Source organism: Phaeobacter sp., from assembly GCF_022825805.1.
Lineage (GTDB): Bacteria > Pseudomonadota > Alphaproteobacteria > Rhodobacterales > Rhodobacteraceae > Phaeobacter.
This window is the reverse complement of the sequence record NZ_JAJDWC010000125.1, coordinates 15,006-35,029: the sequence shown is the minus strand read 5'-3', so window position 1 is coordinate 35,029 and position 20,024 is coordinate 15,006. Positions and strand designations below refer to the sequence as shown.

Below are 20,024 nucleotides of genomic sequence, written 5' to 3'. Positions count from 1 at the left end.
CCCGCTTCGACGCGTGCGAACGCAGCAGCCCAAATCTCCAGTCGCCTACGGCTCGTTCCGATTTGGGCTGCTGCGGTACTAACTGAAGCGGACAATTGGCATGTTACCTACACCGGACAATTCAGAATGTTCTCGACATCGCAGCGAAATCTGTGTCCGCGCTGCGCATTTTCTTCCGCAGGCGTTTGATGTGGCTGTCGATCGTCCGGTCATCCACATAGACCTGATCGTCATAGGCCACATCCATCAGCTGGTCGCGGCTTTTGACGAAACCGGGACGCTGTGCCAACGCCTGCAGCAGCAGGAATTCTGTGACCGTCAGCGAAACATCCTGGCCCTTCCAGCTGACGGAATGGCGCAGCGGGTCCATCCGTAGATTGCCGCGTTCCATGACCTTATTCTCTGGCGTGGTCGCGGTGACATCACCGCTGATCGCTTCCTGACGCCGCAGAAGAGCGCGAATGCGTTCAACCAGAAGACGCTGGGAGAAAGGTTTCTTGACGTAGTCATCTGCCCCCATGCGAAGACCGAGCACCTCGTCGATCTCATCATCCTTTGAGGTCAGAAAAATGACAGGCATCTGGGTTTTCTGGCGCAGGCGCTGCAGCAGGTCCATACCGTCCATGCGCGGCATCTTGATATCAAGAACAGCCATATCCGGCAGTTTCTTGTTGAACGCGTCCAGCGCGGCCTGTCCATCATTGTACGTTTCAACCTCGAAACCTTCGGCCTCCAAGGTCATCGAGACCGAGGTCAAAATGTTTCGGTCATCATCGACAAGTGCAATCTTTGACATCTGATTGAACCTCAATCTGCTCGTTTATACGTTTTTTAATCGTTCATCGCCCGTCTGCCGCCGCGAATCAATGCAATTCACGGTTCTTGGACACTGTTTCGCCGCAATTGAGGCAAAAATACCTTAGCATCCGCTAAACAGGTCGACATCGCAGGGGCCAGAATGGCTCGAAAATGAATGGTTGCGCTAAACATGCAGGTGATGGCGCTAACTACCTCAAAGCCTCCTGTTCAGCCAGCAAACGGTCATGTTAAGACCAGCCTCATCGGCATTCCACGCCGGCATACGCCCCAGGGCGCGGCTTTATTGTTTGCGACCTCCATTGGTCGACACAGGAGAAAAACAAATGGTATCTGGACGGGTCAACCCGAATTTCCGCCTCGAAGATCAAGGTATCGAAGGACTGGGTAACGTCTATTATAACCTCATGGAGCCTGCCCTGATCGAGGCCGCGCTGAAGCGCGACGAAGGCACCTTCGGCAATGGTGGCGCATTCCTGGTGACCACCGGAAAATTCACCGGGCGCTCCCCGAAAGACAAACATGTCGTCAAAACAGCAAGCGTTGCCGACACCATCTGGTGGGAAAACAACGCCGAAATGAGCCCCGAAGGCTTTGACGCGCTCTATGACGACATGCTGGAGCACATGAAGGGCAAAGACTACTTTGTCCAAGATCTTGTCGGTGGCGCAGACCCATCCCACGCGATCAACGTGCGCATGGTGACCGAGCTGGCCTGGCATGGTCTTTTCATCCGCACGATGCTGCGCCGTCCCGACCGCGAAGATCTGAACGAGTTCATCGCCGACTTCACCGTCATCAACTGCCCCAGCTTCCAGGCAGACCCGCAAAAGCACAACTGCCGCAGCGAAACAGTGATCGCACTGAACTTCGATCGTAAGATGATCCTGATCGGCGGCACCGAATATGCAGGCGAAAACAAGAAGTCCGTCTTCTCGCTGCTGAACTATCTGCTGCCGGAAAAAGGCATCATGCCGATGCACTGCTCCGCCAACCACGCCAAGGGCAACCCGGTTGATACGGCTGTGTTCTTTGGCCTGTCCGGCACAGGCAAAACCACCCTCTCGGCCGACCCCGATCGCACCCTGATCGGCGATGACGAACATGGCTGGGCCGATAATGGCACCTTCAACTTCGAAGGTGGCTGCTATGCCAAGACCATCAATCTGAACCCGGAAGCGGAACCAGAAATCTACGCGACCACGTCAAAGTTCGGCACCGTGATCGAGAACATGGTGTTTGATCCCGAGACCAAAGAGCTGGATTTCAACGACGATAGCCTCACCGCAAATATGCGTTGCGCTTATCCGCTGCACTACATCTCCAACGCATCTGACAGCGCCCGTGGCGGACATCCAAAGAACATCATCATGTTGACCTGTGATGCCTTTGGTGTGCTTCCTCCGATCGCACGCCTGACCCCAGCACAGGCGATGTATCACTTCCTGTCAGGCTTCACCTCCAAAGTGGCCGGGACAGAGCGCGGCGTGACCGAGCCGGAGCCCACATTCTCCACCTGCTTTGGCGCGCCATTCATGCCGCGTCGCCCGGAGGTTTACGGCAACCTGCTGCGCGAAAAGATCGCCCAGCACGGCGCGACATGCTGGCTGGTCAACACCGGCTGGACCGGCGGTGCATATGGCATCGGATCCCGTATGCCGATCCGCGCCACCCGCGCCCTGCTGACCGCAGCTTTGGATGGATCGCTCGCCGAAGCGGAATACCGCAAGGACAGCAACTTTGGCTTTGACGTGCCGGTGACCGTTCCTGGCGTGGCAGAGGTCCTGCTGGATCCGCGTCGCACCTGGGACGATCAAAGCGCTTATGACGCGCAGGCCGCGAAACTGGTGCAGATGTTCTCTGACAACTTCGAGAAATACCTGCCCTACATCGACGACGATGTAAAAGCGGCGGCCATCAGCGGCTGATTAAAGCCCCTGCCTAGACAGCACATTGAACACCTGAGCCCCGGATCCTCTCCGGGGCTTTGTTTTTGGCAGCGCACATTGCGCTGGGATCAGTCGAACTCCAATCCGACCGGCTCCCGTTTGTGTTCTGGTTCGACATGGATGGTGACTTCGGCCGTCGGTAGGGACGCACGAATGGCCTCCTCGATACGATCGCAAATCGCGTGGGAGCTGCGGACCGTCATATTCCCTGACACCACCAGATGAAACTCCACAAACATCGCTTGTCCGGCCCGTCGTGTCTTTAGCCCGTGCACCTGCAGCGCACCCTGTGCAGTACGATGAATAATAGATTCGATTTCCGCCTGTTCGTGGGCAGGCGCGGCTTCGTCCATCAAGCCGCCAATAGAGCTCGCGACAACCTTGTACCCCTCCCACAGAATATTGGCCGCAATCACAAGCGCCAACAAAGGGTCCAGCCAGGGCAGACCCGTCAGAATGGCAATGACCAGTCCGACCAAAACACCCGCGGAGGTCCAGACATCTGTCATCAAATGCCGCCCACCCGCCGTCAGCGCCGGAGACGCCACCAGCCGACCACGCGCGATCAGGACGCGCGCCCAGACCAAATTGATCGCCATCGCCACAGCGTTCACCCACAGACCCAATGGGGCCCAGCTGACCTCCGGCTGGGTGCGAAACAAGGCGACAGCCGCCTCCTGCACAATCAGCAATGCGGCGACGATGATCAGGATGCCTTCCAAGACAGCGGAAAAATACTCGGCCTTGTGATGCCCAAACGGATGGCCACGGTCAGCTGGACGTCTGGCATAGCGCAGCGCCAACCACGCGATGGCTGCGCTGCCAATATTCACCAGCGACTCTAGCGCATCCGAGAACAGCGCAATCGAGCCGGTCATCCACCAGGCAAATGTCTTCAGCAACAGAACAACGCAGGCTACCAACACAGAGAGGCCGGCCAGTTGCTGCGCTGTCAGTTTCCCGGTCATCTGACCCGTCCCTATCAATCGTTTCGGCGCTCTGAACGGGCGCCTGGTCTGACCAGGCTACATCACCAGGCCACGGCGCAACAGGTTGGCTCCTGCGATCAGCAAGACAATAAGTGTTGCCCGACGGAATGTGTGCTGGTTGATCCGATCCTGCAGTTGGCTCCCACACCACATCCCAAGGATTGCCGGAGGCACCAACGCCATAGAGAAAGGTGCCGTCTCGGCCCGCATGACGCCAGAGCCGAGATGCGCCACAAGCAATGCAACCGCGCCCAGACCATAGATCACGCCCTGCACGCGCATCTGCTCTTTCTTCTCGGTGCCAAGCGCCGTCAAATACGCCACTGTGGGCGGGCCCCAGATCCCTGAAAAGCCACCAATGAACCCGGCAATCGCTGCAACCGTGGCTTCGACGCGTGTTGTCGCGGCGCGAATAGGGATTGCAAGCCCGAACAATTGCAGCAGCGCAAATGTCGTCACCAAAGTCCCCAACACGATCAACATCACATCAGCCGGAAAGACGCGAACGAATTGCGCGCTGAACAGTAGAAACACCAACCCAACCAGCAGAAAAATACGGAACCGCTTGATCGACTGCCACGCTGCCTCCGCACCTTGACGCAGGGCTTGCATGCCATTGGTCACGAAGGTCGGGAAGATCAGACCGGCCAAGGCAATCTCCGGCGGCAAGAACAGGCTCAACCCGGACACAAGGATCATGGGCATGGCGAAACCGACCAACCCTTTGACCAGACCGGCCAAGACCGCAATGGCAAAGGCGAACCAAAGATTAACGACATCCAGATCAGCTGGAAGAAACAGGGCGATGACATAATTCTCAGACATGATCAGACCCTTAGCACAGCTGGCCAACGCTGCACCTGCAAAATTACAATGGTAATTTTTAATCGAAACACAGCGTCACAACGTATTTTTATTGCGCTGCAAGTGCAAAGTGATTACCACGTAGACAGCAGAAAAGGATGTGATTCATGGCTCACGACGGACAGGACCAGCAAATGCAACCGACGCTACTTCCAAATGTACTGTCATTGACGGCCGCCGCGCTTGAACCTGTGGACCAACTGCTCGAGACCGCACGACTGACGGTCCGCGACCTTGTCACCGAAAACGAGCGCGTGTCTGGCGCATTGATCGAACAACATCAGACGGCAGCCCATGGTTTGGCCTGGCTGGCGACCTATGCTTACAGCCTGCGCCAAATGCATCGTTGGGGCACAGACCTGCAGGAACAGGGGAAATTCACTGAGATGGAGCAGCTTTTGCTGCAGATCGGGTTTGGTGAATATCTCTGGCAGATCTATGGCGGCATCCAGATGAACCAGGGTGAAATTCTGCGCCTGCAGGATCTCGGTCTGTCACAAGACAGCCAGCGTATGCTGATGTCCCCGGCCGTAATGAGCCTGTGCGACAGCGGCAACACGCAAGCTGCTCGTCTGCGATTGGTTGAGCTGATGCAGGAACAGGCGGGATCGGTCCTGTTTGGTGCCTCCGGCCTGGATGAAGAGTTGGAAATGATCCGCGATCAGTTCCGCCGCTATACCATCGACCGGGTGGAACCTGATGCACATGACTGGCATCTCAAAGATGAACTGATCCCGATGGAAATCATCGACGAGCTTGCGGAAATGGGTGTCTTTGGTCTGACAATCCCAGAGGAATATGGTGGCTTTGGCCTGTCCAAAGCCTCTATGTGCGTCGTCTCAGAAGAGCTGTCGCGCGGCTACATCGGGGTTGGCAGCCTTGGCACCCGCTCTGAAATTGCCGCTGAGTTGATCATCGCAGGCGGCACAGAAGAGCAAAAAGCCAACTGGCTGCCCAAACTCGCAAGTGCCGAAATCCTGCCCACTGCAGTTTTCACCGAACCGAACACAGGATCTGATTTGGGTGCTCTGCGCACCCGGGCCGTAAAGGATGCCGCCGGGGACTATAAGATCACAGGCAACAAAACCTGGATCACCCATGCCACCCGAACGCAGGTGATGACCCTGTTGGCCCGCACCGATCCGGACAGCAAAGATCACCGCGGACTGTCGATGTTTCTGGCCGAGAAAACGCCAGGCACCGAAGACAATCCATTTCCAACCGAGGGCATGACCGGCGGCGAAATCGAGGTGCTCGGGTATCGGGGCATGAAAGAATATGAGCTCGCATTCGATGGGTTTCACGTGAAGCGAGAGAACCTTCTCGGCGGCGAAGAGGGCAAAGGCTTCAAACAGCTGATGGAAACCTTTGAATCAGCACGCATTCAGACCGCTGCACGCGCTGTCGGCGTGGCGCAATCCGCGCTGGATATCGCCATGCAATACGCCCAAGATCGCAAACAGTTTGGCAAACCGCTGATCGCCTTTCCACGGGTCGCGTCCAAACTGGCCATGATGGCCGTGGAGATCATGATCGCGCGTCAGCTGACCTATTTCTCTGCCTGGGAAAAAGACAATGGCAATCGGTGCGATCTGGAAGCAGGTATGGCCAAGCTCCTTGGCGCGCGCGTGGCGTGGACCGCCGCAGACAACGGGTTGCAGATACATGGCGGCAATGGTTTTGCCTTGGAATACAAAATCAGCCGCATTCTGTGTGATGCGCGGATCCTAAACATCTTTGAAGGGGCCGCAGAAATCCAAGCGCAGGTTATTGCGCGGCGTCTGCTTGCGTAACCGCTCCTGAAGCACCCAATGATCTTGTCCCGACATCCCAAAGATGTCGGGATTTTGCGTTGACGCGCCTGCCGCAATGGCTAGCGTGCGGCCATGACCAGAACACTTCTTCCCGCTATTGCCATGTTTCCGTTTCTTGCTGCCGCAGGCTGTATCGGAGATGAAACCCTACGCGCTTATGGAGGGAAGGGGCAGGTCTGGGCGCTACAGGAGATCGACGAGACTACTGTCAGCGCGAGCACAACGCTCAGTTTTGACCGCCGGTCATCGGTGAGCGGCGTACTCCCCTGCAATCAGCTCGTAGCGCAATTGCGCAGCCCCTACCCCTGGTTTGAGCTGGAGCAGCTTGCCACAACGCGGCGGGTTTGCCCTGCCCTGGCGGAAGAGACCACCATTCTTGAGGCGCTGCAGCAAATGCAGGTGGTTGAAATCAAAGGACGTGTGATGATCCTGTCAAATGATGCAGGTCGGGAAATGGTGTTCACGGCTGCCGACTAAGGACATCCAGAAAACGCCCGCGGGCCTCTGGCACAGGCAGTTGCCCCAGAGAAGGGGCCAATCTGTTTTGCAGGAAAAATCCGGTCGTGGACAGGGCCGCGGCAATCTCGAGGTTTTCTGCCTCGCCCTCGCCCCGCAGGACGGCCGGCAGCGGCAACAAACGATCCGCCCAGTCGCCAGCCGCCTCCGCACAAACCGCGCGACCGCTTTTGGGGGACACATAAATCAGATTGTCCTGGCGCCCGGTAACGGCACAGCTGCTGAGATCGAGCCCAAAGCCAAGATCCTCCAGAAGCGCCATTTCCCAGTGCAAATAGGCAAGTGGCCAGATGTCGTCTTGCCCCAATAGATCCAGCAGGCGTTCACTGCGCCCATACAGATCTGGATGTGGCTCGCGGTCTGGCAGAGCGAACGCCAACAGCGACGTCACCGCATTGAGCCCGGCAAGCGCCAAACGACTGGACATCGCCGAGGCCGCACGGCTGCGGATCAATTCGGTCTGATAACTGCCCAGATGATCTTCGAGCCGGGCCCGCCAAAGTAGATCCAACTGGGCGCCGGGCTGCAAGACAGGCGCCATCTTCCGGCTGGCACCCCCACGGACGACCCCCGCATGACGGCCATGTTCGATGGTAAACACATCCAGGATCGCAGAGCTTTCCCCATGGCGGCGGATTTTCAGCAATATGCCCTGATCACGCCACTCCATCGTTCACTCCAACCCCGGTTCATCCAGCAGATGCCGACCCTCGCGGTCTTCGACTTCGATGACCCAGAGATCTGGATCAAAACTGCGCTGTTTCGCAATCGCCGCATCCACATCGCTCTCTGCGCCATCGGCAAGGGCGACCCAACTGCGGGTCCCGCTCATCAGATCGTAGGAGCGATGCAGTGCAAGCGCTTGTCCGTCCAGACTGTTCACCTTCACCAGAACCGCGCCTGCGGTGTCATCACCATGGGCCGTGACAAACGCAGGGATATCGGAAAGCCGGAGCCGCGTGAGATACGCCTGAACCCAGAAACTGGCCGTCAGCCGCGCCATCGGCGTCAGTTCCCATCCTTGAAATCCAGCCCCATCTCGGAGTACCGCTCAGCCTCTTCCAGCCAGTTCGGTCGGACTTTCACCTGCAGAAACAGATGCACTTTGCGGTCAAGGAACTCCGCCAATTCCGCGCGTGCAGCCTGACTGACGGCTTTGATGGTTTCGCCACGTTTGCCAAGAACGATGCCCTTGTGACCATCGCGCATAACATAGATGACTTGGTCGATCTTCGCAGAGCCATCCTTGCGCTCTTCCCAGTGTTCCGTTTCGACGGTCAACTGATATGGCAGTTCCTGATGCAGCCGCAGCGTCAGTTTTTCGCGCGTCATCTCAGCCGCGATCATCCGCATCGGCAGATCCGCGATTTGGTCTTCGGGATACAGCCATGGGCCTTCCGGCAGCTCGGCTGCCAGCCAGCCCCGCAGGGCGTCAACACCATGCCCCCGCTCGGCAGAGATCATGAAGGTCTCCGAGAATTCAAACCTGTCGTTCAGATCCTGCGTCAGGCCAAGAAGCACCTCTGATTGAACCCGGTCGATCTTGTTGATCGCCAGGGCAACCCGGCGGCCTTCACCGATCTCGGAAAGCCCATCGAGGATCCGCTCAACACCCTCTGTGATGCCGCGGTGAGCCTCAATCATGAGCACGACAACATCCGCGTCTGCCGCGCCACCCCAAGCAGCAGCCACCATCGCGCGATCCAACCGGCGACGAGGACGAAACAGGCCTGGAGTATCCACAAAGACGATCTGGCTGTCGCCTTCCATCGCCACGCCACGAATACGGGCTCGGGTGGTCTGGACTTTGTGGGTCACAATAGAGACCTTCGCGCCGACCATGCGGTTCAAAAGGGTCGATTTCCCGGCGTTCGGCTCACCAATCAGAGCCACAAATCCTGCGCGTGTCGTCATCTGTCTTGCTCCAATTGCGCCAACAGCGCTTTTGCGGCGGCCTGCTCTGCCTGTCGTTTTGATCCCGCGGTGGCCTGCCCTTCGGTGCCATCCTGCAGCTGAACCGAAATCGTGAACTCCGGCTGATGATCCGGCCCTTTGCGTTCCAGCAGCACATACTTTGGCGGCTGCTCCCCTCTGGCTTGGGCGAACTCCTGCAGCGTGGTTTTGGCGTCGCGTGCGTCGGCCTCAACCCGGCCGATACGGTCCCCCCACAGGCGCAGGATCAGCTGCTGCGCGGCATCAAACCCACCGTCTTTATAGACTGCCGCGATAACAGCCTCCATCGCGTCACCGAGCAGCGCTTGCTTGCGGCGCCCACCTGACAGAGTTTCAGATCGGCCGAGTTTGAGCACACTGCCAAGATCAATCTGGCGCGCCACATCTGCGCAGGTTTCTTTGCGCACAAGCGCGTTGAACCGCGGCGCCAATTGTCCTTCGGGGGCGGTTTTGTCCTTTTCCAGCAGAGCGGTTGCCATAACCAGCCCCAGAACCCGATCTCCCAAAAACTCCAGTCTTTGGTTGTCCTGTCGGTTTGGAGAGGACACGGACGCGTGCGTCAAAGCCCGCACCAAAAGGGCGGGCTCTGCAAAATGGTATTCGATCCGCGCTTCGAAAGCGCGCATTTCCTTAGAGAGTTTCACTCGATCCCCTTGAAGAAACGATCCCCACGCCAGGTCCAGAAAAACAGCATGGAGCGGCCAGCGGACGAGAACATGATGCGATCCGCGCGACCAATGAGATTTTCGAAAGGCACAAACCCGACACCACCTGCAGACTGCGGCAGACGGCTGTCAGAGGAATTGTCGCGATTGTCCCCGATAAAGAAGAAATGCCCATCCGGTACCTGGAAGACGCCAGTGTGGTCCATCCCCTGATTGCCGATGTTCAAGACCACATATTCTTTGCCACCGGGCAAGGTTTCAATGCTGCGCGATTTGGTGCACAGCCCACCTGCCCCCACAGGGGCGTTTTCACACAGTGGGAACGACCCGGCAGGTCCCTGAGGTGCCATCACCTCTTCGAACTGGCCCGAATCACGCACCGCGACAGCGGTACCGTTAATATAGAGAGCCCCATCTTTCATCTGGATCTTATCGCCCGGCAGACCGACCAGCCGTTTGATGAAATCGTTGTTGTTGACGGGGTGACGGAACACCACAACATCGCCACGTTCAGGCTCACCCGCCAGGATCCGGCTGTTGTCCCCATCCAGAAAGCCACAAAGATCGGAGCTGTCGATGTCGATGCCGACGCTCGGGAATTTCAAGCTGGGACAGGAGGCTGAGGAATAGCCATAAGCCATCTTGTTGACGAAGAGGAAGTCGCCAATCAGCAGCGTCTCTTTCATGGAACCAGATGGAATCCAGAAAGGCTGGAAAAACAGCGTCCGAAACACGCCAGCGATCAGCAGGGCGTAGACAATCGTTTTCACGGTCTCAAGGATCGAACTTCCGACTGATGCTTTGGCCGTCATCTGGCTCTCCGGTTGCGTTGCTCAAAGGGTCCGGCGCTTCATGCGGGGCAGACAAAGGTAAGTCAAGCACCCGCCCGGTCACCGGTGGGCTGATTGGCGCAGGGCCGCGCTTCTATCATCACAAAGGCCTGCGCCCAAGGATGATCATCGGTCAGGGTCACATGGATGATGGCTTCATATCCATCAGGGGTCATTTGCTGCAACCGATCCGCCGCCCACCCGGTGAGATGCATGACGGGTTGGCCTGTGCGCAGATTGGATACTGCCATGTCTTTCCAGGCGATCCCCATCCGCAACCCCGTGCCAAGCGCTTTGGAGCAAGCCTCTTTGGCGGCCCACCGCTTGGCGTAGGTTCCAGCAACATCTCTTCTACGTTCGGCCTTGGCCTGTTCGGTTTCGGTGAACACACGGTTTCGAAACCTGTCCCCAAAACGATCCAGCGTCCGCTGGATCCGATCGATGTTCGCTAAATCAGTGCCGATACCTAAAATCATCTTGCAATCAAAAGGTATCTGGCACGCAGTGGCAAGAGGCCGCGCAGTGATCGCCGCCTCTTGCGAGACCAGAGACTAGCCCTGAGCTTCATCCATCAGGCGGCGCATTTCGGCAATCGCCGGTGTCAGCCCCCGGAAAATCGACTCACCGATCAGAAAGTGACCGATGTTCAGTTCCTGCACCTCGGGAAAGGCTGCAATCGGCTGCACGGTGTCATAGGTCAGGCCGTGACCTGCATGGACCTCCAGACCCAATGAATGGGCAAATGTCGACATTTCGCGCAACGACGCCAATTCAGCGTCTCGCTTCTCGAAATCTCCGTCGGCATGGGCATCGCAATATGCGCCCGTGTGCAGTTCAATCACCTCTGCCCCGATGCGATGGGCCGCTTCGATCTGGCGTTTGTCCGCAGCGATGAAAATCGACACACGACATCCGGCGTCGCGCAACGGACCGATGTAGTTTGCGAGCCAGTTTTCGTCGCGCCTGACATCCAACCCACCTTCGGTTGTTCGCTCTTCGCGTTTTTCTGGCACGATACAGACAGCATGCGGTTTGTGGCGCAATGCGATGCGCTGCATTTCTTCGGTCGCCGCCATTTCAAAGTTCAAAGGGACGCGCAGCGCCTCCATCAGCGCATCGATATCGCGGTCAGCAATGTGACGGCGATCCTCTCTCAGGTGAGCGGTGATGCCATCCGCGCCTGCCTCTTCTGCCAGTTTCGCAGCGCGCACCGGATCAGGGGTATCCCCTCCACGTGCGTTGCGCACAGTGGCCACGTGGTCGATGTTCACGCCCAGCCGCAGAGGGCCCGTCCGCAGGGAAGTCTGTGCCATGTTTGCAATCCTCAATTCGGCAAATCTGCCGAAACTCTAGGACCTCTTAGCCGAACAGCAACCCCGCAGGCGAAAGAAAACCGTGTTTCAAGCTGAGCCTTGCTGCCCGCTGCCGTTTGAGCGATCCAAGGCGGCGCGTTTCTTGATAACTTCGAATTTAGCTTTGATTTTTGCACGGCGTCGCTGCTGATAAGCACGGATAACCGGCACAGACAAAACATAGCAAACGGTGGCCGTAATTACGCCAGGAATCACTCCTCCGACCAGGTAGGGGTAAAACACCTCGTGATAAAACAGATGCAGCCCCTGCCAGTCCGCAGGACGGTCAAAGACGAGGGCAAGCAGGTTATCGAACAAATCCTCACCGGCTGCAAAAAACTTCCCGACCAGCGATTTGTCCACTTCGGCATCAAACTCCGTGCCAAGCAGCCAGTGGCCCGTCTGAAGCGAGGCAACACCAATTGGAACATATGTCAGAGGATTGCCAAAGAACGTGCCGCTCAGCGCCGCCAGTATGTTTCCATTCATCAGCCGCGCAATCAGAGCCGCAACGATGAAATGCAGCCCATAGAATGGTGTGAACGTCGTGAAAACCCCGGCCCAGACCCCGCGGGCAATGCGTTCCGGCGAATCCGGCAGACGGCGCACGCGATGTTTGACGTAGTGAAAGGCCCGCCCCCAGCCGCCACGCGGCCAAAGGAAGTCTGCAACCGCGCGGGTCAGCGGACGTCTATCACGGCGCCTGAATACCAACGGTGTGAGTCCTTCCAATCGCTCTGAGCGTCTACCCTAAGCTGGGGCGGCTTTCCGGTAAGTCACGGAACCGCGCCACAGCAGCGACATCGCTCTCGGCTTCCAGCATCAACATCAAAGAATGCAGCTGCTCCACATCCCTCAGCTCAACGTTGATCATAAGCCGGTAAAAGTCTGGTTTCCGATCGACAAATTCTAGGTCAGAGATATTGGCCTTCTTCTCACCGATCAATGTGCAAATACGTCCCAGCACCCCGGCATCATTGCCAATGGTCAGCTCCAACGTGACGCCATAAACCGCGGGGTGCGTGCCACTGTGCCAATGCAAATCGACCCAGCGTTCAGGCTGGTCCTCCAGCTCGCCCAGTGTGTCGCAATCCATGGCATGGACCACAACGCCGCGCCCACGATAGGTGATCCCAACAATGCGCTCTCCCGGCAGCGGCTGGCAGCAGGGCGCCCGCTCAAAGCTCTGTCCCGGTTCGAGACCGATTACTGCGCGCCGTGGCGAGACCTCATCACTGTCATCTGGCGCAAGATCCGGGTACACGGCCTGGACCACATCATGGGCCGTCAAAACGGCCGCCCCCAGACGCGCCAGCAATTCGTCGACCGAGTTGACGCGAAGTGCACGCGCCGCAGTTTCCAGTGCCTTGTCGGTTGCTTTGCGCCCAACATGTTCAAAGGCGGAACGCGCAAGTTCATGGCCCAGCTTGACAAATCGCGCCCGGTCGGCATCGCGCAGAGCGCGACGAATGGCTGTCCGGGCCTTGCCCGTTGTCGCAATCTCCAACCAGCTTACCTGCGGTGTTTGTCCCTCTGCGATGATGATCTCCACCGATTGGCCATTGCGCAGCCGGGTCCAGAGCGGAACGCGAATGCCGTCCACCTTGGCGCCGACGCAGGCGTGCCCAATCCGTGTGTGGATCGCGTAAGCATAGTCAATCGGCGTGGCACCCTTGGGCAGTTTGATCACATCACCCTTTGGCGTGAAACAGAACACCTGATCCGAATACATCTCCAGCTTGACCGCTTCGAGGAACTCATCATGGTCCTCTTCGGCGTCGAACTGTTCAGTCAACGAGGCAATCCACTTCGCGGGATCCACCGCAAAGGGGTTTTCGGAGCGAATGCCGTCTCGATAAGACCAATGGGCGGCCACACCGGTTTCTGCAACATCGTGCATTTGCCGCGTGCGAATCTGGACCTCGACACGTTTCCCATCGCGCCCGGACACCGTGGTGTGGATAGAGCGGTATCCATTAGATTTGGGCTGGCTGATGTAGTCTTTGAACCGGCCAGGCACCGCACGCCAACGTTGGTGGATCGCCCCTAGCGCACGATAAGTGTCTTCGTCGCCGACCGTGATGATCCGGAACCCGTAGATGTCGGACAGGCGAGAAAACCCCTGATCTTTCTCCTGCATCTTCCGCCAGATGGAATACGGTTTCTTGGCACGACCAAAGACCTCTGCCTCAATACCCGCTTTCTCCAGCTCAATCCGCATGTCGCCCGTGATCCGATGGATCACATCACCAGTCTCTCGCTGCAGGGTCACAAACCGGCGGATGATCGACTGCCGCCCTTCGGGGTTCAGAACGCGAAACGCCAGATCTTCCAGCTCTTCGCGCATCCACTGCATCCCCATGCGCCCGGCCAGAGGCGCGTAGATATCCATGGTTTCCCGCGCTTTCTGAGCCTGTTTTTCAGGGCGCATCGCCTTGATTGTGCGCATATTGTGCAGCCGGTCCGCCAGCTTCACCAAAATCACCCGCAGGTCTTTCGACATCGCCATGAACAGCTTGCGGAAGTTCTCTGCCTGCTTGGTTTCACGGCTGGAAAGTTGCAGGTTGGTCAGCTTCGTGACGCCGTCCACCAACATGGCCACCTCGTCGCCAAACCGCGAGGCCACTTCGTCATAGGACGCTTTGGTGTCTTCGATGGTGTCGTGCAGCAGTGCTGTGATGATGGTTGCATCATCCAGGCGCTGTTCTGTCAGGATGGCTGCCACTGCGACGGGATGCGTGAAATAGGGTTCACCAGAATGGCGAAACTGCCCTTCGTGCATCTGCTCGCCAAACTGATAGGCGTCAGCGATCCGGTCGGCATTGGTCTTGGGGTTGTAGTTGCGGACCAGAGCAATCAGGTCATCTGGAGAAATCATATCCGGTCCGCAGCCTCATCTATTTTAGAGTGTGCCTACACTCAGCCCTGCCCCTGCGCCTCCATCAGCGCGCGGAGCAGTTTTTCTTCGGACATATCGTCCGCTGCAGGCTTGTCGTTGTCGGCGCCCATCAGCAGAGCCATGGAATCATCTTCCGGCTCATCGACCTCGATCTGGGTCTGGTTGCTTTCGATCAGGCGTTCACGCAGCGAATCCGCGCTTTGGGTCTCGTCCGCGATTTCGCGCAGGGACACCACGGGGTTCTTGTCGTTGTCGCGCTCCACTGTCAGCGCGGCACCAGCGGAAATCTCGCGTGCACGATGGGCAGCAAGCATCACCAGCTCAAAGCGGTTGGGAACTTTATCTACACAGTCTTCAACCGTCACGCGGGCCATAGGCGAGTCTCCAAATCAAAAAGGGTCCAGAAGGCCGATATGTAGAACCATAGGAAAGCCTTGACAAGCGCAGATCCGCGAAAGCAACGCCTCAAAGCGGGGAAACTGCGGCGAATTCGTCCTTTGGCAAGGCTTTGCACATTTCATCGACGGTTTGATCCAGCACAGGATGGCACCAATCGGCGGCGATATCGCGCAGCGGAGCCAGGACAAAGGCTCGATCCTGTATACGCGGATGCGGCAAGATGAGCTGTTCGGGGGCATCCGACATCTGCTGATCCAGGGAGAGATCTTTCCATGCCAAAAACCCATCTCGGTCTGGCCGCACGACCGCGTCATATGCAATCAGATCGAGATCGAGGGTGCGCGTTCCCCAACGCTGCTCTCTCTTGCGCGCAAAACTCGCTTCAATGTCGTGGAGTTTCGCCAGCAAGGCATCTGCCTCCAGGTTGGTGCCAACTGCGATGGCGGCATTCACAAAATCAGGACCTGCACCGGCCGGGAAACAAGGCGTTTGGTAGAACCGTGACACAGCGGTCAGCTGAACCTCTGATTCGCACAAGAGTTCAATCGCACCTATGAGAGAGCGGACGACTGTTTGCTCGCCGATAGGCAGGTTTCCCCCCAAGGCTATAAGCGCCATTGACCGGAATTCGGACATCTCACCCCCTGTTTCTGCAAACTCCTAGCCTTGCGGCAAATGTCAAATAACCTACATTATGTCCACCTGTTTCGGCACATTTCAGCATTCACTCACGGACCCCTGCCGAAAACAGACTTACCGGAAGGACACATTTGATGTTTTACAAAGACGAACGGCTCGCGCTGTTCATCGATGGTTCGAATCTATATGCCGCCGCCAAAGCGTTGGGATTTGATATCGACTACAAATTGCTGCGACAGGAATTCATGCGCCGCGGCAAACTGTTGCGGGCCTTTTACTACACAGCACTGTTGGAGAACGACGAGTATTCGCCAATCCGACCATTGGTGGACTGGTTGCATTACAACGGTTTCACCATGGTGACAAAACCCGCCAAGGAATACACCGACAGCATGGGTCGGCGCAAAGTCAAAGGCAACATGGATATCGAATTGACCGTCGATGCCATGGAACTGGCACCCCGCGTTGATCACATCGTCTTGTTTTCCGGCGATGGTGATTTCCGACCTTTGATTGCCAGTCTGCAGCGGCAGGGTGTCCGGGTGTCTGTCGTATCAACAATCCGCAGCCAACCGCCGATGATCTCCGACGAACTGCGGCGCCAAGCCGATAACTTCATCGAGCTTGAAGAGTTGAAGGACGTGATCGGGCGTCCGCCCCGCGACCCTGGTGACACACGGCCATTGTCCCCTACCAACGACTAGACCCGACCAACGAAGATCCCAGGCCCTGACTGACCAGCCAGCGTCGACGCTGCAGCTACGCGGTTGGAGCTTGCAATCGGCAAACCCGGAGCGACTTTCCCAAAGCGCTGCGGGTTTTGCCATTTTTGCGGTCAGATTTGATCTACATTGGCTTGCCTACTGCACGCGCCAACAGACGCGGCCCCGCTAAATTTCAAAGCCAGCCTGACCGTCAAGGACTAGACCTTTGAAGGAGAAAGTCCTAGCTCTGGAGAGCAAGGAGACCGCGATGACCAAGCCAGCCCTCACCCTTTTTCTCGCTGCACCACGTGGCTTTTGCGCGGGTGTGGATCGCGCCATCAAGATCGTTGAAATGGCGATCGAGAAATGGGGCGCGCCCGTCTATGTGCGGCACGAAATCGTGCACAACAAATTCGTGGTTGATGGTCTTCGCGACAAAGGGGCCGTTTTTGTCGAAGAGCTGGATGAATGCCCGGATGATCGCCCAGTGATTTTCTCGGCCCATGGTGTGCCAAAGTCTGTTCCGGCAGAGGCCTCGGCACGGGAGATGATCTACGTGGACGCGACCTGCCCGCTGGTTTCAAAGGTCCACATCGAGGCGCAACGCCACGCAGAAAACGGCCTACAGATGATCATGATTGGTCACAAAGGTCATCCTGAAACCATCGGGACCATGGGACAACTGCCAGATGGAGAGGTCCTTTTGGTAGAAACCACTGCAGATGTGGAAAGCGTCACGGTCAGAGACCCAGATCGCCTCGCCTATGTCACCCAGACGACCCTGTCGGTCGACGACACAAAAGATATCGTCGAAGCCTTGCAAAACAGGTTCCCCAATATTGTCGGCCCCCACAAGGAAGACATCTGCTATGCGACCACGAACCGGCAGGACGCTGTGAAAGAGGTCGCGCCGAAGGCAGATGCCTTGCTGGTTGTTGGCGCGCCCAACTCATCCAACTCCAAACGCCTCGTTGAAGTGGGCGCAAAGGCAGGCTGCAACTATGCCCAACTCGTCCAGCGCGCCGACGATATTGATTGGCGTGCTCTGGAGGGGATCAAAACCGTCGCCATCACCGCCGGAGCCTCCGCCCCTGAGCTGCTGGTCAACGAAGTGATCGATGCTTTTCGCGCGCATTATGATGTCACGGTTGAAATCGTCGAAACCGCGATTGAACGCGTGGAGTTCAAAGTGCCCCGGGTTTTGCGCGCCTAAAACGCCTAAGCCAGGGTCGCATACACTGCTCGCTTGGCGATCGACGCGAGCGGTCTGGCGGTCGCCAATCAGTTGCCGCGCAGGCCCTTTGCTCCAAATTACATCTCCTCCACCGCGCCCCTCCGTTGTCCGGGATTGGGGGCTTTCGGGATCGAAACCCAACCGCTAGCGGCGTCATTGACAGTTGAACGGACTTGAACCCACAAGCTGCGGTAGGATAACCGCATAGGGAGATACCCTCCACTTGATGCTGCGGAGTTGACGAATGCGCCGAATACCCCTTGCCCCCCTACTGTTGGGTCTGGCTGGTCTGATACCCTTTGTGTGGGGCGCTGCGACACTGTCCTTTCCAGGATTGCTGACCTGGGGGCTGGATGCACTGGGCCCACGGTTTGTTGGCCCCTACATTCAACTCTCCTACGGAGCGGTTATCCTGAGCTTCATGTCCGGCGTGCTTTGGGGGTTTGCAACGCGAACCTCTGGCATGCGCGCGGCCGTGGGTTACGCCTTGTCGGTCATTCCTGCGCTCTGGGCCTTTTTCATGACCGGCGGTGGCCCCACTAGCGCCGCCGTGAACCTGATTTACGGGTTTGCCGGTTTGCTGTTGCTGGATTTCGCCTTTTACACATGGAAACTGACACCACCGTGGTGGATGCATCTGCGCCTTCTGTTGACGGTGATCGTTTTGCTTTGTCTTTCGGTCGGAGTGTATTTCTGATGACTGGCTCGTCGCTCACTGGGACAGATCGCGAAACACTTGATGTCTATGCTGCGCGGGCGCAGGATTATGTCGAACAAAATGAACGCGCGATGGAAAACGACCCGCAGCTTGCAGCCTTCATTGCAGCCTGTCCCAAGGGGGGCAAAGTGCTCGATTTGGGATGCGGACCTGGTGTCTCCAGCGCTGTCATGGCCAAAGCGGGGTTGGCACCGATTGCGATGGACGCGTCCGACGAGATGCTCAAACTGGCGGCCCGACACCGAGGCGTCACAACGCTGCTGGCCAGCTTTGACGACATCGACGGCGAAGATATCTACGACGGAGTTTGGGCCAATTTCAGCCTGCTGCACGCGCCGCGCGCAGCATTCCCTGGGCATTTGGCGCGGATCCGGCGCGTATTGCGCAGCCACGCTCCCTTCTACATCGCCCTGAAGCTGGGAACAGGCGAAGCGCGCGACCCGATTGGCCGACTTTACACCTACTACGAGGAAGAGGAATTGCTGCAGTTGCTTCATGCCGCTGGGTTCACGCCCCAAAACACTGTCCACGGCGAGAGCACTGGGTTGGACGGGACTGTCGCACAATGGATTTCGGTGGCCTGTCATGGCTGATCTGTTTGCCTATACCGACGGCGCCTGCTCCGGTAATCCAGGACCAGGGGGATGGGGCGCGCTGTTGCGGGCCATGGATGGCGATGCGGTCCTGAAGGAAAAAGAGCTCAAGGGCGGCGAGCCGGAAACCACCAACAACCGAATGGAATTGTTGGCGGCCATCAACGCTCTGGAGAGCCTGGCGCGCCCATCGACAATCACTGTGGTGACAGACTCCGCCTATGTGAAAAATGGCGTCACCGGCTGGATTCACGGCTGGAAGCGCAATGGCTGGAAAACGGCATCAAAGAAACCCGTCAAGAATGTGGAGCTGTGGCAGCGCCTGGACGAGGCACAGCGTCGCCATACCGTGACGTGGGAATGGGTGAAAGGCCACGCTGGCCACCCGGAGAACGAACGCGCCGATGAACTTGCCCGCGCGGGCATGGCACCGTTCAAACCCAACAAATCCAAAGCATGAGCATCCTCACGCTCCTCGACTATGCGTCAGTCCTGGTTTTTGCGGCATCCGGCGCATTGGTTGCAAGCCGTGCGCAGCTGGACATCGTCGGCTTTGCCTTTGTCGCGTGTTTGACAGCGGTCGGCGGCGGCACGGTCCGCGACCTCCTGCTAAACCGGGACACTGTGTTTTGGATTGCGGATCCAAACAACATCCTGATCGCAGGTGGCGCGGCAGTTGTGGTTTTCTTCACCGCTCATCTGGTGGAAAGCCGTCTGCGATGGGTGGTCTGGCTGGACAGCTTTGCGCTCGCCATTGCGGTGTCCGCTGGCACGGGCGCGGCATTGGTCAGCGACCAACCGGCCATCATTGTTGTGTTGATGGGCATGGCAACCGGCACCTTGGGCGGGTTGATGCGGGACGTTGTCTGCAACGAGGTGCCATTGGTGTTGAAACAAGGTGAGTTGTACATCTCCTGCGCCATGGCGGGTGCGATCTGCGCTGTTGTCGCGATCAGCTATGGGCTACCCACGCAATGGGCGCTGAGTGTTTGTGCCCTCACATGTTGGGTGTTGCGGGCAGGATCAATCGCGTTTGGCTGGCATTTGCCAGTCTATCGCTCGCGCCCACCCCGCAGTTGAAACGCGATCG

The 20,024-nt window shown here is 57.7% G+C and carries 23 protein-coding genes; 9 read left to right on the top strand and 14 right to left on the bottom strand.

Annotated features, from left to right (window positions below; translation table 11 throughout):
• Positions 1-121: 121 nt before the first annotated feature.
• Positions 122-796, bottom strand: coding sequence for a response regulator transcription factor (locus tag Q0C28_RS14795; RefSeq protein ID WP_293576913.1), 675 nt, complete (start codon positions 794-796; stop codon positions 122-124).
• Positions 797-1,142: 346 nt separating this feature from the next.
• Between Q0C28_RS14795 and Q0C28_RS14790 the strand changes: the two genes are divergently transcribed.
• A complete protein-coding gene (locus Q0C28_RS14790; RefSeq protein ID WP_293576912.1) occupies positions 1,143-2,744 on the top strand; it encodes a phosphoenolpyruvate carboxykinase in 1,602 nt (533 codons plus the stop codon).
• An 89-nt stretch (positions 2,745-2,833) separates the two neighbouring features.
• Here the strand turns inward: Q0C28_RS14790 and Q0C28_RS14785 are convergent, their stop codons facing one another.
• Both Q0C28_RS14785 and Q0C28_RS14780 read right to left on the bottom strand, forming a co-directional pair.
• Positions 2,834-3,733, bottom strand: a complete 900-nt coding sequence (locus Q0C28_RS14785) for a cation diffusion facilitator family transporter (protein ID WP_293576911.1) — start codon at positions 3,731-3,733, stop codon at positions 2,834-2,836.
• 57 nt (positions 3,734-3,790) lie between these two features.
• On the bottom strand, positions 3,791-4,579 hold the full coding sequence (locus tag Q0C28_RS14780) for a sulfite exporter TauE/SafE family protein (protein ID WP_293576910.1): 789 nt from the start codon (positions 4,577-4,579) through the stop codon (positions 3,791-3,793).
• Positions 4,580-4,725: 146 nt separating this feature from the next.
• Here Q0C28_RS14780 and Q0C28_RS14775 point away from each other — a divergent pair, with 146 nt between their 5' ends.
• Positions 4,726-6,411 carry an acyl-CoA dehydrogenase family protein gene (locus tag Q0C28_RS14775; protein ID WP_293576909.1) on the top strand — a complete coding sequence of 562 codons (1,686 nt, stop codon included), beginning with the start codon at positions 4,726-4,728 and terminating at the stop codon, positions 6,409-6,411.
• A 93-nt stretch (positions 6,412-6,504) separates the two neighbouring features.
• Positions 6,505-6,909 (top strand): META domain-containing protein, encoded by a 405-nt coding sequence (locus tag Q0C28_RS14770; protein WP_293576908.1) that lies wholly within the window; start codon positions 6,505-6,507, stop codon positions 6,907-6,909.
• Here Q0C28_RS14770 and recO read toward each other — a convergent pair.
• The 11 genes from recO to folK form a co-directional block, all read right to left on the bottom strand.
• Positions 6,893-7,618: a DNA repair protein RecO gene (gene recO, locus Q0C28_RS14765; RefSeq protein WP_293576907.1), complete on the bottom strand. Its 726-nt coding sequence runs from the start codon at positions 7,616-7,618 to the stop codon at positions 6,893-6,895. The two genes, Q0C28_RS14770 and recO, sit on opposite strands and share 17 nt — an antisense overlap.
• 3 nt (positions 7,619-7,621) lie before the next feature.
• Positions 7,622-7,951: a DUF1491 family protein gene (locus Q0C28_RS14760; protein WP_293576906.1), complete on the bottom strand. Its 330-nt coding sequence runs from the start codon at positions 7,949-7,951 to the stop codon at positions 7,622-7,624.
• Between the two features lie 5 nt (positions 7,952-7,956).
• Positions 7,957-8,862, bottom strand: a complete 906-nt coding sequence (gene era, locus Q0C28_RS14755) for a GTPase Era (RefSeq protein ID WP_293576905.1) — start codon at positions 8,860-8,862, stop codon at positions 7,957-7,959.
• Complete coding sequence (gene rnc, locus Q0C28_RS14750; protein ID WP_293576904.1) at positions 8,859-9,545, bottom strand: ribonuclease III; 687 nt, start codon at positions 9,543-9,545, stop codon at positions 8,859-8,861. The genes era and rnc overlap by 4 nt, the downstream gene beginning before the upstream one ends.
• Complete coding sequence (gene lepB, locus Q0C28_RS14745; RefSeq protein ID WP_293576903.1) at positions 9,542-10,378, bottom strand: signal peptidase I; 837 nt, start codon at positions 10,376-10,378, stop codon at positions 9,542-9,544. The genes rnc and lepB overlap by 4 nt, the downstream gene beginning before the upstream one ends.
• A gap of 62 nt (positions 10,379-10,440) precedes the next feature.
• A complete protein-coding gene (acpS, locus tag Q0C28_RS14740) occupies positions 10,441-10,872 on the bottom strand; it encodes a holo-ACP synthase (protein ID WP_293576902.1) in 432 nt (143 codons plus the stop codon).
• Positions 10,873-10,947: 75 nt separating this feature from the next.
• Positions 10,948-11,709 (bottom strand): pyridoxine 5'-phosphate synthase, encoded by a 762-nt coding sequence (locus tag Q0C28_RS14735; protein WP_293576901.1) that lies wholly within the window; start codon positions 11,707-11,709, stop codon positions 10,948-10,950.
• An 87-nt stretch (positions 11,710-11,796) separates the two neighbouring features.
• Positions 11,797-12,462: a DUF2062 domain-containing protein gene (locus tag Q0C28_RS14730; protein WP_293576900.1), complete on the bottom strand. Its 666-nt coding sequence runs from the start codon at positions 12,460-12,462 to the stop codon at positions 11,797-11,799.
• Positions 12,463-12,493: 31 nt separating this feature from the next.
• Positions 12,494-14,626, bottom strand: a complete 2,133-nt coding sequence (locus tag Q0C28_RS14725; RefSeq protein ID WP_293576899.1) for a bifunctional (p)ppGpp synthetase/guanosine-3',5'-bis(diphosphate) 3'-pyrophosphohydrolase — start codon at positions 14,624-14,626, stop codon at positions 12,494-12,496.
• Between the two features lie 41 nt (positions 14,627-14,667).
• Positions 14,668-15,021, bottom strand: coding sequence for a DNA-directed RNA polymerase subunit omega (gene rpoZ / locus Q0C28_RS14720; protein ID WP_293576898.1), 354 nt, complete (start codon positions 15,019-15,021; stop codon positions 14,668-14,670).
• Between the two features lie 91 nt (positions 15,022-15,112).
• Positions 15,113-15,682: a 2-amino-4-hydroxy-6-hydroxymethyldihydropteridine diphosphokinase gene (folK, locus tag Q0C28_RS14715; protein ID WP_293576897.1), complete on the bottom strand. Its 570-nt coding sequence runs from the start codon at positions 15,680-15,682 to the stop codon at positions 15,113-15,115.
• 137 nt (positions 15,683-15,819) lie between these two features.
• On the opposite strand from folK, the gene Q0C28_RS14710 reads away from it, so the two are divergent.
• The 6 genes from Q0C28_RS14710 to Q0C28_RS14685 all read left to right on the top strand — a co-directional run bounded on the left by Q0C28_RS14710 (position 15,820) and on the right by Q0C28_RS14685 (position 20,014).
• On the top strand, positions 15,820-16,389 hold the full coding sequence (locus tag Q0C28_RS14710; protein WP_293576895.1) for an NYN domain-containing protein: 570 nt from the start codon (positions 15,820-15,822) through the stop codon (positions 16,387-16,389).
• 268 nt (positions 16,390-16,657) lie between these two features.
• Positions 16,658-17,602, top strand: a complete 945-nt coding sequence (gene ispH / locus Q0C28_RS14705) for a 4-hydroxy-3-methylbut-2-enyl diphosphate reductase (RefSeq protein WP_293576894.1) — start codon at positions 16,658-16,660, stop codon at positions 17,600-17,602.
• Positions 17,603-17,867: 265 nt separating this feature from the next.
• On the top strand, positions 17,868-18,320 hold the full coding sequence (locus Q0C28_RS14700) for a DUF3429 domain-containing protein (RefSeq protein ID WP_293576893.1): 453 nt from the start codon (positions 17,868-17,870) through the stop codon (positions 18,318-18,320).
• Entirely contained in the window at positions 18,320-18,934 is a 615-nt protein-coding gene (locus Q0C28_RS14695; protein WP_293576892.1) for a bifunctional 2-polyprenyl-6-hydroxyphenol methylase/3-demethylubiquinol 3-O-methyltransferase UbiG, read from the top strand. Before Q0C28_RS14700 ends, Q0C28_RS14695 begins: the two co-directional genes overlap by 1 nt.
• The gene (gene rnhA, locus Q0C28_RS14690; protein ID WP_293576891.1) at positions 18,927-19,394 is read left to right on the top strand and encodes a ribonuclease HI; all 468 of its coding nucleotides are present in this window, start codon (positions 18,927-18,929) and stop codon (positions 19,392-19,394) included. The genes Q0C28_RS14695 and rnhA overlap by 8 nt, the downstream gene beginning before the upstream one ends.
• Positions 19,391-20,014, top strand: a complete 624-nt coding sequence (locus Q0C28_RS14685; protein WP_293576890.1) for a trimeric intracellular cation channel family protein — start codon at positions 19,391-19,393, stop codon at positions 20,012-20,014. The genes rnhA and Q0C28_RS14685 overlap by 4 nt, the downstream gene beginning before the upstream one ends.
• Positions 20,015-20,024: the final 10 nt, after the last annotated feature.

Bases quoted from the DNA above. Each gene is read 5' to 3' on its own strand.
- recO (WP_293576907.1), bottom strand. From the start codon at position 7,618: ATGGAGTGGCGTGATCAGGGCATATTGCTGAAAATCCGCCGCCATGGG.
- rpoZ (WP_293576898.1), bottom strand. From the start codon at position 15,021: ATGGCCCGCGTGACGGTTGAAGACTGTGTAGATAAAGTTCCCAACCGC.
- Q0C28_RS14775 (WP_293576909.1), top strand. From the start codon at position 4,726: ATGGCTCACGACGGACAGGACCAGCAAATGCAACCGACGCTACTTCCA.
- Q0C28_RS14795 (WP_293576913.1), bottom strand. From the start codon at position 796: ATGTCAAAGATTGCACTTGTCGATGATGACCGAAACATTTTGACCTCG.
- Q0C28_RS14700 (WP_293576893.1), top strand. From the start codon at position 17,868: ATGCGCCGAATACCCCTTGCCCCCCTACTGTTGGGTCTGGCTGGTCTG.
- Q0C28_RS14770 (WP_293576908.1), top strand. From the start codon at position 6,505: ATGACCAGAACACTTCTTCCCGCTATTGCCATGTTTCCGTTTCTTGCT.
- era (WP_293576905.1), bottom strand. From the start codon at position 8,862: ATGACGACACGCGCAGGATTTGTGGCTCTGATTGGTGAGCCGAACGCC.
- Q0C28_RS14785 (WP_293576911.1), bottom strand. From the start codon at position 3,733: ATGACCGGGAAACTGACAGCGCAGCAACTGGCCGGCCTCTCTGTGTTG.
- acpS (WP_293576902.1), bottom strand. From the start codon at position 10,872: ATGATTTTAGGTATCGGCACTGATTTAGCGAACATCGATCGGATCCAG.
- Q0C28_RS14760 (WP_293576906.1), bottom strand. From the start codon at position 7,951: ATGGCGCGGCTGACGGCCAGTTTCTGGGTTCAGGCGTATCTCACGCGG.
- ispH (WP_293576894.1), top strand. From the start codon at position 16,658: ATGACCAAGCCAGCCCTCACCCTTTTTCTCGCTGCACCACGTGGCTTT.
- Q0C28_RS14780 (WP_293576910.1), bottom strand. From the start codon at position 4,579: ATGTCTGAGAATTATGTCATCGCCCTGTTTCTTCCAGCTGATCTGGAT.
- Q0C28_RS14685 (WP_293576890.1), top strand. From the start codon at position 19,391: ATGAGCATCCTCACGCTCCTCGACTATGCGTCAGTCCTGGTTTTTGCG.
- Q0C28_RS14725 (WP_293576899.1), bottom strand. From the start codon at position 14,626: ATGATTTCTCCAGATGACCTGATTGCTCTGGTCCGCAACTACAACCCC.
- lepB (WP_293576903.1), bottom strand. From the start codon at position 10,378: ATGACGGCCAAAGCATCAGTCGGAAGTTCGATCCTTGAGACCGTGAAA.
- folK (WP_293576897.1), bottom strand. From the start codon at position 15,682: ATGTCCGAATTCCGGTCAATGGCGCTTATAGCCTTGGGGGGAAACCTG.
- rnhA (WP_293576891.1), top strand. From the start codon at position 18,927: ATGGCTGATCTGTTTGCCTATACCGACGGCGCCTGCTCCGGTAATCCA.
- Q0C28_RS14735 (WP_293576901.1), bottom strand. From the start codon at position 11,709: ATGGCACAGACTTCCCTGCGGACGGGCCCTCTGCGGCTGGGCGTGAAC.
- Q0C28_RS14695 (WP_293576892.1), top strand. From the start codon at position 18,320: ATGACTGGCTCGTCGCTCACTGGGACAGATCGCGAAACACTTGATGTC.
- Q0C28_RS14790 (WP_293576912.1), top strand. From the start codon at position 1,143: ATGGTATCTGGACGGGTCAACCCGAATTTCCGCCTCGAAGATCAAGGT.
- Q0C28_RS14710 (WP_293576895.1), top strand. From the start codon at position 15,820: ATGTTTTACAAAGACGAACGGCTCGCGCTGTTCATCGATGGTTCGAAT.